Raw genomic sequence first — 14,322 nt, 5'->3', positions numbered from 1 at the left:
GGTCACAGTTCGTCTATCCGCACATGGAAGCCCCTGTTTATACTTCCACCGCCAATTAATGACTTTTAAGTCATTAATTGGCGGAACCCGATTCACCGGCTCTCTGGCCCGGTGATCACTATTCAATATCAACGAATTTCTTCAGAAAAAGGAAATCATGACTCGCTACGCTCAATGGCTGTTGCGATACCGCATTGCGGTCATCGCTGTCACGCTGGTGGTGACCGGCGTGCTGGGATTTTTCGGCGCCGGGCTCAAGGTCATTATCGACCCGGCAACGCTGGCACCACAGGGGCACCCCTATATTCAGGCCACTAATCATGTTGATAAAGTCTTCGGATCAAAATACCTGATGCTGATCGGTATTTCCGCACGCGAAGGTGATGTATTTCAGCCGGCGGTGCTGGAAAGTGTGGAACGCATTACACGTAAGCTGGAAACACTGGAAGGGGTGAATAAAAGCACGCTTCTGAGTCTGGCAGCACGGCCTGCAAAAGCAATTCGTGGCGTGGACGATGGTCTGGAAGTGAAGCCTTTGCTGGAAAAAACACATCTGAGTCCTGATGAAATTACTCAGGTGAAAACGGCACTCGCGGCAAATCCTGTGTATCTGCAAACAGTGGTTTCTGCAGACTATAAAACAGCTGCCATTATGGTCGAGCTGAAAGAGCGTTCAGACGGTTTTCAGAAGATGGTAGAACCGGTGAAAGCTGTTGTCGAAGCGGAAGCGGGTAAAGATGTGCTCGTTACCTTTGGTGGCAATCCGGTGTATCTGGATCAGACCGAAAAATTTGCGGAACGGATTAATATTCTGTTCCCGATCGCATTGCTGGTGATTGGCTTACTGCACTTCGAAGCATTCCGCACCAAGCAGGGATTGATTTTGCCGCTGGTGACTGCACTGATGGCCGTGATGTGGTCCACGGGCATGATGGGTATGTCCGGTCAGCAAATGGATATCTTCAATTCGCCGACACCGATTCTGATTCTCGCTATCGCGGCAGGGCATGCGGTACAGCTGCTGAAGCGCTTTTACGAAGAATACGAATTGCTGCGCAAAATTGAAAATATGTCGCCGGTAGAAGCAAACCGCGAGGCAGTGATACGTTCTTTGTCCGGCGTCGGACCGGTCATGATGATTGCGGGTGGCGTGGCGGCACTCGGGTTTTTCTCGCTGCTGGTCTTCGAGATTGAATCGATCCGCGCTTTCGGTATTTTCACCGGTAGCGGTGTACTGAGCGCTGTTGTGCTTGAAATGACTTTCATCCCGGCCGTGCGTTCCATGCTGAAGCCGCCTAGCGATGCAGATCGTGCTACCGAAAAGAAAATGCGTATCTGGGACCGTATTCCGCGCTGGATCGCAGAGCAAGTGATTTCGCCGGTACGCCGTAAAGCGGTGTTTGCCAGTCTGGCAGCCTTGCTGGTGGTGTTTGGTTTCGGTATGAATAAGGTGGTGATTGATAACGCGACCAAAAACTTTTTTGCTGAAGATCTGACTGTACAGAAGGATGATGATTTCCTGAATCAGCAACTGGGTGGCACGAACAGTCTGTACATCATGGTGGAAGGGAAGACCGAAGATACACTGAAAGATCCGGCTGTTCTGAAAGCGATTGAAAGTACTCAGCGTTACGCAGAAAGTCTGGATCACGTCGGCAAAACCTTATCTATCGTTGATTACCTGAAGCGCATGAACCGTGCGATGCACGCAGATCAGGCACAGTTCGATCATTTACCCGATTCGCGTGAACTGATTTCGCAATACCTGTTGTTGTATTCCATTTCCGGTGAACCTGGCGATTTTGATTCTGTGGTCGACACTCAGTACAAAGCAGGCAAGATCACGATTTTGCTGAAAACCGGTTCTAATGCGTATATCAAGCAGTTAGTTAACAACTTGCAGGCACATACACAGAAAGCATTTGGTCCGGATATTACCGTCAGTTTCGGCGGCGATGTGGCGCAGACCATTGCACTGACGGATACGATGGTGAAGGGCAAAATCCTGAACATCGTTCAGATTGCACTCGCGATTTTCGTGGTGTCTGCACTGGCATTCCGTTCATTCACCGCAGGTTTTATCGTCTTGTTGCCGCTGGTTATGGCGGTGGCGGCGGTGTTTGGTGTGATGGGGATGTTCGGTATTCCGCTGAATATTCCGAATTCCCTGATCTCCGCGATGGCCGTCGGTATCGGTGCCGATTACGCGATTTATCTGCTGTACCGTATGCGTGAGCAAGTGGCTTCCGGTCAGGATGAGGCCACTGCAACCCGTGAAACACTGGCAACTGCCGGTAAAGCGGCGTTGTTTGTGGCAACGGCGGTAGCGGGTGGTTATGGCGTGCTGGCATTATCGTTCGGCTATAACGTGCACAAATGGCTGTCTCTGTTCATTGTTCTGGCGATGGTGGTCAGTGCATGGGCGTCGCTGACACTGGTGCCGGGTACGCTGCTGATGATGAAACCGCGCTTTATTTTCGAATCGCATCGTCAGCGTCCGTGGTGGCAATTGCTGGTCGCACTGGGACTGGGTTCGGCACTGTTGTTGTCTGTTGCACGCATGGCGCATGCTGAAACGCTGTCAGCCAGCGATATCATGCGCAAAAATCTGGCAGCAACCAAACTTAAGGACTCGGTTGCAGAAGCGACATTCACCCTGACAGCGAAAGACGGTTCGACCCGTGTACGTAAAACCAGCGGTTATACCCGTCTGCAAGCCAACGGGAATGACAATATGCGTCTGGTGCGATTCAGTTCACCGGCAGACATTAAAGGCACGGCCAGTCTGCTGATCGAACGCACAGGTGCCGATGACGATATGTGGATTTATCTGCCAGCGCTGGGTAAGGTGCGCCGCTTATCTGCATCCAACAAAAAAGATGCTTTCGTCGGTACCGACTTCAGCTACGCCGATGTGATTGGCTACAAAGTCGATGAATGGAAGCATAAGTTGCTGCGTGAGGAAAATGTCGACGGCATCGGGCATTACGTCATCGAATCACTGCCGGAAAGCGCGCAAATTACCGCTCAGACAGGCTATTCGCGCCGTATCAGCTGGGTGCGTAAAGATAATTTCGTTGCCAGCAAAGCGGAAGCTTACGATGCGGGTGGTCAGTTGCTGAAAAAGTTTGTGCAGAGTGATATCCGTGCAGCCGGCAATCAGGGCAAATGGCAAGCGATGCTGTCTGAAGCTGAAAACGTACAGACCGGTCACAAAACCAGTATCCGTCTGCAGGAATTCAAGGCAGATCAGAATGTAGCGGAATCTTTGTTTTCGCCCCGCGAGCTGGAGAAATGATGAAGCTGCCGCGAGCCTGGTCTCCGGCCTTACTGGCGGCGGCATTATTGCCGCTGCCAGCAAGTGCGGACGACGAACATGCAGGAATTGCGATGGATCATCAGCATTCTGCCCGCGCCGAGTTATGGAGCGGTGACCGTCAGCTGAGTGCGCATGGCAATCTCGCGCAGGCATCTCTGTGGAGTCAGTTCAGACTGGATGCGGGGGCTGCGGGTCAGGTGCTTGCCAAAGGCTGGCTGCGTGCGCAGACACCGGAAAATGCGCCAGCGCTGCGGCGCGGTGCATTACGCGAATTGTACTGGCGGCAGCAGTTCGGTGATGTGCAGATCCGCGCCGGGCGGCAGTTGCTGGTCTGGGGACGGGCTGATGGTGTGAATCCCACCGATAATCTGAGCCCGAAAGATTTTCGGCTGCTGACACCGGAAGATGCTGATCAGCGCAACGGCAGCGATGCCGTGCAATTCATTTACAGCACCGGTATCGGGCAATTCAGTCTGATCGCGATACCGGCGCTGCAGAGTCACCGTATTCCCTTACCGGCAATGCCGGGTGTGCAATGGCATGCGTCTGAGGCAGTGCAGCAGCAAGCCATGGCACTGAAATGGGATTACAGCGGAGAAGGTGTGGACGCCTCGCTGTCATTGCTGCGCGGGCCGGACGTGATGCCGGGACTGGCACATGTCAGCATGAATGCACAGGGTTTGCAATTGCATATGCGTCCGGCGCAGGCAACCGTGCTGGGTGCAGATTTCAGCGCCAGCTATGGCGGTCTGATCTGGCGTGCTGAAGCAGCGTATTCCCGTTTTACCGACAGCGTGGAAGCAGACAGTGCCGCCTTGCTGCAGCCTAAACGTCACCAGTGGATGCTGGTTGCCGGGCCGGAAGCCGAACTGGGTGGCAATACCACGCTGGGCGTACAAGTGCTGTTGCAGCGCGTATCCGGCTGGCGTGATCCGCAGAGTCTGGCAGATCCTTTGCAAAGAACACTGGCAATGCAGCAAGCCAGTTTTCAGAATCAGACACTTGCATCCCAGTACGGGCTGACATGGCGACTGGCAACCCGCAAACTGAATGACAGCTTAGTGGCAGAAGTCAGCGGTCTGATGCTGGCACCGGAACGTGCCGGATTATGGCGTGTCAAAGTGGATTACGCACTGAATGATCAATGGCATGTACAAGCCGGTGCAGAGCGTTATTTCGGGCCGCGCAGCCATTTTTTCGGCCAGCTGAAAGATAACAATCTGCTGTATCTGCAACTGCGCACGGGGTTCTGAGTCCGCATGCCGACGGTGCGTTTGTATCGCTGGCATGCAGTCCGGCGAGCGTATGCTGCCGGACTGCAGTTTGATCAGCATGAGCAGCGGCGTCGCAGCCGTCTGCGTTTTTCCACCTTAACAGAACGGTTTGATCAGGCGCATTACGGCCTGCGCATTGCACTGGCGGATGCCACGGGCAGGGATGCTGCGGATTTGCGGTTTTCCTACTCCGCACTTGGCAAACCTTCGCTGCTATCAGAAACACCCGAGCCTCTGCATTTCAGTCTGAGCCACGCGGGGCAGCACATCATGCTGGCGGTTGCTGCATGTCCGGTCGGACTGGATCTGGAAGCGCATCAGGCCACAGCGGAAGTCATGCAGCAATTAGTACCATATGTCATGCAGACGGCAGAGCAAACGCGGCTGCATAGTATGTCTGACACAGACAAAATCAAACAGTTTTACCGCCACTGGGTCGCCAAAGAAGCCCTGATGAAGCACACCGGTCTGGGGCTGCAATTGCCGCCGCAAGCGATTTTTATCCGCGAAGATTTTCAGTCGGCAGAAGTCGCGCCTGCATGGGAATATCAGCTCGGTACCGACTGGTGTATTCAGGAAATTCCGGCGGCTGAGGGCTATTCGGCTGCTTTGTGTACGGCGCAGCCTGTGCGTGTGCAATGCTGCGAGGCTGAGGGTCTGCTTAAGGCTTGCCGTAATGACGACACTGTATGCGCTGACAATGCCCTCTGGCAGCCCGAAAATACCCCAAATGCGGATTTCAGCATGGCGATCCGGCTGTCGTCGGCAGAAAGTCTGGCTCTCCGGAAAGTGTGAATGACGATTTCTGCATGATAGTAGCGTCGCTCCCGCAAAAAACGGGTGGCGCTGCGTGGTTTGCAGAGCACAGGAGGCAGGCTGCTGGTGAAGGGTGAAACGCTATTGCTTCTGCAATTTTTCCTACAGATGCCAGCGATTCGCTAAGCTGCTGAAAGCCAAAGCCAAAGCCAAAGCCAAAGCCAAAGCCAAAGCCAAAGCCGAAGCCAACACCAAATCCAGGCCGGAAAGCAAAACGGGCTGCGTCGATTGCAGCCCGTTTTTTCAGCTTTCAGCCATTCAGCTGAAACGCCACGTGATTCGCCGGTCAGCGGGATCAGTGGCGTGTTGCGGTGTCGCTGACAGTGGTTTCTGTCGTTGCATCTGCGATAAACAACTGTGCGCAGTCCACGGCATCAAATTGCTGTTTCTGGCCGCAGAAGTCGCATTTCACTTCAATGCTGCCCATATCCGCCAGCGCAGATTCCACTTCCTGTGCGCCCAGCATCTTCAGCATATTGCCGACTTTTTCGCGGCTGCAGGTGCAATGGAAAGAAGGGTGCAGCGGATCGAAGACGCGCAGGGTTTCTTCCCAGAATAAACGGTGCATCAGGGTCTGGATGTCATGTTCCAGCATCTCTTCACGACGCAGCGTGTCACCCAGCATAACAGCGTGGTTCCATGCCTGTTGCTCATCTTCCACCTGCGCCTGCGTGCCGCCGTGACGCGGCAGTTTTTGCAGCAGCATGCCGCGTGCATTCTGATGATCAGCCGCCAGCCATAGTTTGGTGTCCAGCTGTTCCGAACGCAGCATGTAGTTTTCCAGAATGGTCGCGATATCATCACCATCCAGCGGCACAATGCCCTGATACGCTTGCTGGCCGGGGACTTTGTCTGCCGGATCAAGCGTGATCACGCAGCGGCCATTGCCGTGCGAGTGGATCAGATCGTGCAGGCTGGCGTCATCGGCAATCGGCGCATCTTCACGCAGCTTAGCAGTGCCGCGCAGACGCAGCTGGGAATCGCATTCCACTACCAGCAGTTTGACCGGGCCATCGCCATGCACTTGCAGAATCATGGAGCCGTTGAATTTCAGATTGGCGGACAGCAGCGCGGCGGCTGCCATCATTTCACCCAGCAGGTTGCGCACCGGCGCTGGATATTGCTGGTGTTCCTGAATTTGTTGCCAGGAGGCTTGCAATTCCACCAGCTCACCACGCACACCGGCGTGTTCAAACATGAATTTTTGTAATGTATCGCTCATAATCTCTTCTTGCTAAAAATTGCCGTTTGCATGGCGCATAACGACAAAACCCGGTTCGTACAGCCGGAACCGGGTTGGTAAGGCTGAGGCACAGGCTTAATCTATGCGTTTCAGTTCAGTTTTATACAACTGACCACGTTCTGCGTAATTGGCGGTATTGCGCTGCATACCGGCCAGATCGGCTTCGGTCAGGGTGCGCACGGCTTTGGCCGGTGCACCGATGATCAGGGAATTGTCCGGAAATTCTTTGCCTTCAGTCACCAGCGCACCGGCACCGACCAGACAGTTTTTTCCGATTTTCGCACCGTTCAGAATGACGGCCTGAATGCCGATCAGCGAACCTTCGCCAATCGTGCAACCGTGCAGCATGGCCTGATGGCCGATAGTGACGTTTGGCCCCACCGTCAGCGGATAACCCGGATCGGTATGCAATACGCAGGATTCCTGGACGTTGGAATTTTCCCCGATATGAATTAACTCATTGTCACCACGAATCGTCACGTCAAACCAGATACTGGCACGTGCATCAATCTGCACTTTACCGATCAGTTTGGCGGTATCGGTGATGTACGCAGTGTCATCAATTTGCGGGATATGCGGACCCAACTGGTAGATTGGCATAGGAATTTCCGTAAAATAGCGGGTTTTGCGTCGCGTCTCACCGGACTGGTGTGGCGCACTGAACGGGGCAATGCTGCGAAAGACCGGTATTTTACATCTGCCGCCACTTTACTGCCCGCCAAAATCGTTTTTCTACGCCGAATGACAAATTATCTACCTGAAACGCCTGCTGAATTGCGGGCTGCAGCGCTGCAAGCTTTGCTGATCTGCGATGCGGATGATAAATCCCGCTTTGTGCTGAACCTGCCTGAAAATATGCCTTGCGATACGGCGCAGCAATTTGCCTGCCCGGAAGGCATTCCCGGCCGTCCCGCTAAGCCGGAACTGGTAGCACCGGGAAAAGTCGGGCGGCGTGCTATGCATACGGTCGAAGGCCGCGCTGTTCTGCTGCATGCACTGGCACATATCGAAATGAATGCGATCAATCTGGCGCTCGATATCATCTGGCGTTTTGCAGATATGCCACCGGCGTTTTATACCGACTGGATGAAAGTCGCACGCGAAGAAGCTAAGCACTTCAGTTTGCTGAACGCGCATTTACGTGACCTCGGATTTCCGTATGGCAGTTTTTCCGCCCATAACAGTCTGTGGGAAATGGCGGAAAAAACCAAAGCTGATCTGACCGCACGTCTGGCACTGGTGCCGCGCACCATGGAAGCACGCGGGCTGGATGTGACACCGGGGCTGATGCAAAAGCTGGTACAGGCGGGCGATTTGCGCGCCGGTGAAATCATGCAAACGATTTACGATGAAGAAATCGGGCATGTGGAGATCGGGAACCGCTGGTACAACTATCAATGCCGGAAAGAAGGGCATGATGCGCTTGCTTACTATCCGGTGTTGTCAGAACGATATAAGGCGCCGCGTCTGCGCGGACCGTTTAATCTGGAGGGAAGGCGTCAGGCCGGATTTACCGAGTCAGAATTAGTCTGGCTGCAGGGCCAGTAAAAAATCCCCGGGAGGAAGCATTTCCCGGGGAGTAAGCGTCCGTAACCTGGGGAGAGGGACGCACAGAGAGACTACCGGTATTCGGGGTGATCAGTCACCGGCGCGGATGCTGCCGATGCCGTCAGCCGTTTTGCTGACGGTTTTTGGTTTGCCGTAGTAAGTCAGCGAACCGATGCCGTGTACAGAAGCGCTGAGCTGGTTTTTCGCATGGACATCGACCGAGCCCACGCCATCCAGCGTAGCGGAAACCTGTTCTGCCACCAGTTGTTTTGCATCGACCATGCCAACACCTTTGGCGCTCAGACGCAGATTGGTGGATTTGCCGCTGGCGACCAGTTTGCCAACGCCTTCGTATTCAATTTCAAATTCTTTATTGTTCAGATTGGAAACCGTCGTTGCACCGACACCTTCCACTTTAATTCTGTTCAGCGCCGGCACGGTGATGATGACCTGATCGTCGCTGTTGACGGTATTGTTTTTGTGATCTTTGTTCATAATGCGCAGTTCATCACCAACGACTTCGGTGCTGATGCGGTCTGCGAACTGGTTACTGCCTTTGACCACCACAGAAGGATTCTTGCCGACTTCGACCACCATGTTAAATGCGCCTTTTGCTTTGATCGTTGTGAAATTGGTGACGGTGCGGACAGATTCACCGGCAAAAGCGACCTGAGAAATCAGCAAACTGGCAAGAACGAGAGCGGTGCGCATAAAGAATCTCCTGATGGTTGGTGTTTCACGCTGTGTTGCAGCGTTGTTGTCTTCAAAACGTGGGTGGATTATGTTTTGTCCGTCGGGCAAGAACCAGCGGATTGCGACAGACTGACAAATCCGCGGGTTGAATTGTGTTTTTTCACTATCAGCCGGAGAATGACTTCGTCACCGCGTGACGAAACCGGCATCAGGTTTCAGCTTCTTATTTCAGAGTTTCTGCGCCGGCTCAGTTGGCGGCTCCGCTGTTACGAAGTCCGGATGCAGGCGTTCAAACAGTAGTAAATCGTGCCACTGATCATGGCGTAACACAGCGGATCTGGCATGTCCGTACTGCCGGAATCCGCTTTTGCGCATCACGCCGACCGAGGGCAGGTTGTCGACGATAATTTTGGATTCAATTCGGTGCAGACCAAATTCTGCAAAGGCTTTTTGCGCAAGCAGATTCACCGCGGCACTGGCGAAGCCGCGTCCGCCGGAAGCTTCTGCGAAGCGGTAACCGATTTCGCCTTTCTGATAGTAGGTGCGTTCAATATTCCGTATGGTCAGACGGCCGACCAGCGTTTCCTGATGCCATGCCAGTACGTGGTATTCGCGTCCGGCAGCCCACATCCATTGGGCTTCTTGCAGACTTTTTTCCACTTGCGCAAGGTGGTAGTAGGCATCGCCGCGGCTGGCAATCCAGCGTTCAAAATGCGCGCGGTTTTCGCGCTCAAAGGCCAGTACCGCTGCGGCATCTTCCGCGCGGGCTGGTGTCAGCTTCAGTTCGGACATAGAAAAAAGTGTCTTGCAGGTAAGATCTGGCATTGTATGGCAGATAACAGCACAGACTGTGAACAGATGCCGTGTTTTTTCCCGGAAATGTGGATTCCGGGCGACAAGCGCGGAGTGCATCGGGAAACCGTTACAGAACGCGGGTTTCCTGCCGTAAAGAAATCAAATGCAGTTGTTGCGTCCTGTGCGATGCTTATCTGATATTGATTCTGAGGATGATGATGAAAAATCCCGTTCGCCATACGCTGTTATCCGCTACCCGCAATCTGCTTGTATTGCTGAGTTTATGCGCTGCAGTGATTTCGCCTGCCAATGCCGGTGTGCAAGTGCAATCTGTGACGCCGGTGCGTGAAGCCGGAAAAGCGATACTGATGACCGGATTTATCGTGAATAAACCGGCGCAAAGCGCCGATCTGGATGATATTGCACAGGGCTTCCCGCGCGAACTGGCGCGGCGGCTGGAGCAAAGCCAGCAAGTTTCGCTGCGTATCACACCGGATTTTTTATCCACCGAATGGCCCGCGAAAACACCGACGCCGGCTTTACTGGCGCAAGTCGCCAAAGCCTATGGTGTGCGCTATGTGATTGCCGGAGAAATTCGCAATACCGGCATGCGCCAGACCAGCCTGTTGTTCGGCCTGTGGACGAAGCATCATCGTGCAATCGAGCTGGATCTCGATATTTACGACACCACCGAAGGGCAACTGGTTGCCCGCCATCGTTTCAGCGCAGAAGTGGAGGGTGATGCGCCCATCGGCAAACAGCAAGTGTTCGGCGGACAGGGCTTCGCTGCCCATCCTTACGGCAAAGTCGTGCTGGAAGTGGCGGATCAGGCGGCGAAATCGGTGCTGGAGTCACTGGCAGGGCGCTGAGCCTCCTGTTCTGCACACGCAAAAGTGCCGGAAAATGCCAAAAATTGGCTCAAATGCGGATTCTGGCATACCAATCCGGCGATCGTCGGCAGAAACTCTGGCTGTCCGGAAAATACAAATGACGATTTCTGCATGATGTGACTACGGTTTGCTGACGCGCCGGACTGTCATCCGGCAGCCGATCCAACCGTCTGGACCGGAAAACTCTCAAAGCAAACGATGTTACGGGTTGCGGGTGTGCGGCTTATGCCATCTTTCTGAGCGGAAAGTGCATTGCCTGAAAAGTGGCTATAATAAGCGAACGTTCGTTTTATTTTGTGCTGACCACAGCCACTTCATCGTCATCTACTGGAAAGCTTTCGCATGTCTATCGCAACAGAACATCAGCCATCCCGTTCCGAATTTCTCGAGATCCGCGGTATCCGTTACCACCTGCGTCACTGGGGGCATGAGGGTGCGCCTAAGCTGTTTATGATGCATGGCTGGATGGATGTATCGGCGTCGTTTCAGTTTGTGGTCGATCATTTGCAGCATGACTGGCATGTGATTGCCGCCGACTGGCGTGGTTTCGGACTGACCAAAGCACCAGCGACTGATTGCTACTGGTTCCCGGATTATCTGGCGGATCTGGATGCGATACTGCAGCACTACAGTCCGGACGAACCGGTAAATCTGCTCGGTCACAGCATGGGCGCAAACGTGGTCACAATGTATGCAGGCTCACGTCCGGAACGGGTGCGCAAGCTGATTGATCTGGAGGGCTTTGGTTTGCCTTCCACCACGCCGGAACAGGCGCCGAAGCGTTATCGCCGCTGGATGGACGAAATCCGTACCCCGATGGGCATGAAAACCTATGCCACGCTGCAGGAAGTCGCGCAGCGCCTGCAGAAAACCAATCCGCGCCTCAGCGATGACAAAGCTGCATTTCTGGCGCAGCACTGGGCAGAGCAGGGTGCAGACGGACAATGGGCGATTCTGGGCGATCCGGCGCACAAGCGTGTGAGTCCTATTTTGTTCCACACCGATGAAATGCTGGCTTGCTGGCAGGCTGTCACCGCACCAGTGATGTGGGCGGAAGCGGAAGACACCAATGTCTGGGAATGGATGGGCGCAAAAGAGCAGGCCAGACCAGAAATCGAACGCCGTCTCAGCGCGTTCAAAGATCTGGAAAAACATTTCCTGACCGATGCCGGACACATGCTGCATCATGATCAGCCAGCCTTGCTCGCATCGCTGATCGAAGCCTTTTTATTGCGCTGATACGGTGTAAACGGGATAAACCGTTGTTTTCGGGTTTGCGTCAGATTCAGCTTTGCCTGATCTGCGCAGCGGCATCCGCTAATCCGTGCCAGAATGCCGGTCTTTTGTATCACGTGCGGCAGGTATGACAAGTTTTCTGGAGCAGGCAGGGCCTAAGCCTTATCAGCGTTGTCTGGTAATGTGCGGCGGCGGTTTTCGGTTTGGTTATTATCTCGGCGTGTATGCCGCGATGGAAGAGCATGGCCACAAGCCGGATCTGCTGCTGGCCACCTGTGGTGCAGCGATTGCGGCGAATGTGATTGCCGGTCTGGAAACTGATGCGCAGCGCCGTGCCTGGCTGGATTCTGAAGCGATGTTCGCGTTCTGGCAAAGCCTGCGCTGGAATCCGCGCCAGTCCATGATTACGGTGTCCAGATCCCTGCTGAAGCGCTGGGCGACTCCGCCGCAGTACAAACGCATTCCCGATCTGTATCAGGATTTTCTGTTTTCGGTTCCCGGCGAATTACCCTTGCCGCCCTTGCCTGAGCAGGCAGGCAGCGATGTTGCTGTGATCGCCGGCAAAATTCTGTATCCGCAACATGCCACCGGACAGTGGCGCAGCGCACCGTGGTTTGAAGAAACGATTTTCACAAACAGCCCGCAACTGCAGCATTTACATGGGCAGTTGTCTCCGGTCAGTGCTGCGTTTTTGCCGCATTCACGGGTTGCACCGCAGCTGAGCGTGATTCAGACCACCGATATGGCTGACGCCGCACGTGCTTCGGTATCTGATATGTTTTATTTTCCCTGCCATCGTTCGCCACACGGTGATTTTCTGGGGGGCGTGACCGATTTATTTCCGATGGAAATTGCCAGTGCGCTGGCGACGGAAGTCTGGATGGAAAGAAAAGCGGAATACGACTGGTTTAAAAGCCTGCCTGCGGTACGCCGTGTGCTTGGTTTTAACGGAAATTACCGGCTGCGCAAAATGATGCAAAGCCCTGCTGCAGCGTGGATTGATACCAGCGATATGGAAACCGCACTGGTGGATCATCAGATCAGAATGAAAGCGGACTGGCGGCAGAACCGTATTCACCTGAGCCTGCCGGAAAAATATGAACAATTCCTTGCGATGAACCGCCTGCAATGGGAATACGGTTATCAGCGCGGGATGCAAACCATTGCGTCACTGCCGAAGGCGGTCTGACGCTGGTGAAGATGCGCAGTGTGCGGGCTTCTGCGTTACACTCGCAGTTTCCGTTCAACCACTGACGTAATTTGCATATGACTTCCGCAAACAAAGGCTTTACCACCACGATCCTGCATCACGACCGCCAGAAATCCATTGAACACGGTTCGGTTCACAAGCCGGTACATACGGCGGTGATGTATGGCTATAAAGATGCCCGGGAACTGGCTGATGTGTTTCAGGGGAAAGCCAGCGGTTATCGTTACGGCCGTCAGGGCAATCCGACTGTCAGTGCGCTTGAGGAAAAGCTGACTTCGATGGAAGGCGGCAAAGGAAGCATTTGTTTTTCAACCGGCATGGCGGCCATTGGCGCTGTTTTTCAGGCCTTGCTGCGTCAGGGTGATCACATCGTTTCATCGTCTTTTCTGTTCGGTAACACCAACAGTGTGTGGCAAACCGTTGCAACACAGGGCGTGCAGGTATCGATGGTGGATGCGACGGATGTGGAGCATGTGCGGGCAGCACTGAAACCGGAAACCCGCATGGTGTTTGTGGAAACCATCGCGAATCCGCGTACCCAGATTGCTGATCTGAAGCGCATCGGTGCATTGTGTGCTGAACGCGGCATTCTGTTTGTGGTGGATAACACCATGACTTCGCCTTATCTGTTCCGTCCGGTAGCCGTCGGTGCAGGTCTGGTCGTGAATTCGCTGACGAAGTCGATTGCCGGCCACGGCAATGTGCTGGGTGGCGCTATTACCGATACTGGTTTATTTGACTGGTCTGCTTATCCGAATATTGCAGATAACTTCCGCAAACAGCCTGCAGCGATGCAGGGCTTATCGCAGATTCGTGCCAAAGCATTGCGCGATTTCGGCGCCAGCCTGTCGCCTGATGCGGCACATCAGATTGCGATTGGCGCAGAAACGCTGGCGTTGCGCATGGAGCGTGCCTGCCACAATGCCAAAACCATTGCAGAAGCGCTGGCAGCCGACGAGCGCGTCGCCGTGGTGCATTATCCGGGTCTGGCATCGCATCCGCAGCATGCGCTGGCGACAGAATTGTTCCGCCATTATGGCGGCCTGTTCAGTTTTGAACTGAAACCGGAAATTGATTGTTTTGATTATCTGAACCGTATGCAACTGGCGATCAATGCCACGCATCTGGGTGATACCCGCACGCTTGTGATTCCGGTTGCGCACACCATCTTCTTCGAAATGGGCGCTGCACGCCGTGCGGAAATGGGGATTGCGGATTCACTGATCCGTGTCTCCGTCGGTATCGAAGATACCGCCGACATCGTTCACGATTTTACGCAGGCGCTGCAAGCCTGATCT

General features: G+C 54.1%; 12 protein-coding genes. 8 read left to right on the top strand and 4 right to left on the bottom strand.

All coding sequences use genetic code 11. The features are described from left to right. Window positions 1-157 precede the first annotated feature (157 nt). Genes IE092_RS01550 through IE092_RS01540 form a run of 3 tightly spaced genes read left to right on the top strand, consistent with a single transcriptional unit; the run spans window position 158 to window position 5,388 of the window. Window positions 158-3,298, top strand: coding sequence for an outer membrane lipoprotein-sorting protein (locus IE092_RS01550; RefSeq protein ID WP_189355246.1), 3,141 nt, complete (start codon window positions 158-160; stop codon window positions 3,296-3,298). Then, on the top strand, window positions 3,295-4,572 hold the full coding sequence (locus IE092_RS01545) for a hypothetical protein (protein ID WP_189355245.1): 1,278 nt from the start codon (window positions 3,295-3,297) through the stop codon (window positions 4,570-4,572). The genes IE092_RS01550 and IE092_RS01545 overlap by 4 nt, the downstream gene beginning before the upstream one ends. Window positions 4,573-4,578: 6 nt before the next feature. After that, a complete protein-coding gene (locus IE092_RS01540) occupies window positions 4,579-5,388 on the top strand; it encodes a 4'-phosphopantetheinyl transferase family protein (RefSeq protein WP_189355244.1) in 810 nt (269 codons plus the stop codon). 316 nt (window positions 5,389-5,704) lie between these two features. Here IE092_RS01540 and hslO read toward each other — a convergent pair whose 3' ends face one another. Both hslO and IE092_RS01530 read right to left on the bottom strand, forming a co-directional pair. Further along, window positions 5,705-6,631 carry an Hsp33 family molecular chaperone HslO gene (hslO, locus tag IE092_RS01535; RefSeq protein ID WP_189355243.1) on the bottom strand — a complete coding sequence of 309 codons (927 nt, stop codon included), beginning with the start codon at window positions 6,629-6,631 and terminating at the stop codon, window positions 5,705-5,707. Between the two features lie 96 nt (window positions 6,632-6,727). Continuing rightward, window positions 6,728-7,252, bottom strand: coding sequence for a gamma carbonic anhydrase family protein (locus IE092_RS01530; RefSeq protein WP_189355242.1), 525 nt, complete (start codon window positions 7,250-7,252; stop codon window positions 6,728-6,730). 141 nt (window positions 7,253-7,393) lie between these two features. Between IE092_RS01530 and IE092_RS01525 the strand changes: the two genes are divergently transcribed. After that, complete coding sequence (locus tag IE092_RS01525) at window positions 7,394-8,200, top strand: ferritin-like domain-containing protein (RefSeq protein WP_189355241.1); 807 nt, start codon at window positions 7,394-7,396, stop codon at window positions 8,198-8,200. Between the two features lie 90 nt (window positions 8,201-8,290). On the opposite strand, the gene IE092_RS01520 is transcribed toward IE092_RS01525, so the two are convergent. Next, window positions 8,291-8,911: a GIN domain-containing protein gene (locus tag IE092_RS01520; RefSeq protein ID WP_189355240.1), complete on the bottom strand. Its 621-nt coding sequence runs from the start codon at window positions 8,909-8,911 to the stop codon at window positions 8,291-8,293. 210 nt (window positions 8,912-9,121) lie between these two features. Further along, entirely contained in the window at window positions 9,122-9,685 is a 564-nt protein-coding gene (locus IE092_RS01515; RefSeq protein ID WP_189355239.1) for a GNAT family N-acetyltransferase, read from the bottom strand. Window positions 9,686-9,906: 221 nt separating this feature from the next. Here IE092_RS01515 and IE092_RS01510 point away from each other — a divergent pair, with 221 nt between their 5' ends. The 4 genes from IE092_RS01510 to IE092_RS01495 all read left to right on the top strand — a co-directional run bounded on the left by IE092_RS01510 (window position 9,907) and on the right by IE092_RS01495 (window position 14,319). After that, a complete protein-coding gene (locus IE092_RS01510) occupies window positions 9,907-10,557 on the top strand; it encodes a flagella assembly protein FlgT middle domain-containing protein (protein ID WP_189355238.1) in 651 nt (216 codons plus the stop codon). Between the two features lie 363 nt (window positions 10,558-10,920). Next, the gene (locus IE092_RS01505; RefSeq protein ID WP_189355237.1) at window positions 10,921-11,817 is read left to right on the top strand and encodes an alpha/beta fold hydrolase; all 897 of its coding nucleotides are present in this window, start codon (window positions 10,921-10,923) and stop codon (window positions 11,815-11,817) included. 124 nt (window positions 11,818-11,941) lie between these two features. Continuing rightward, window positions 11,942-13,003 carry a patatin-like phospholipase family protein gene (locus IE092_RS01500; protein ID WP_189355236.1) on the top strand — a complete coding sequence of 354 codons (1,062 nt, stop codon included), beginning with the start codon at window positions 11,942-11,944 and terminating at the stop codon, window positions 13,001-13,003. 77 nt (window positions 13,004-13,080) lie between these two features. Beyond that, on the top strand, window positions 13,081-14,319 hold the full coding sequence (locus IE092_RS01495; RefSeq protein ID WP_189355235.1) for a cystathionine gamma-synthase family protein: 1,239 nt from the start codon (window positions 13,081-13,083) through the stop codon (window positions 14,317-14,319). Window positions 14,320-14,322 lie beyond the last annotated feature (3 nt).

Origin of the sequence: Cognatundibacterium squillarum, from assembly GCF_014652435.1 — a bacterium.
Lineage (GTDB): Bacteria > Pseudomonadota > Gammaproteobacteria > Burkholderiales > Burkholderiaceae_D > Undibacterium > Undibacterium squillarum.
The sequence above is the reverse complement of the archived record's forward strand: the minus strand, read 5'-3'. Positions and strand labels throughout refer to the sequence as shown.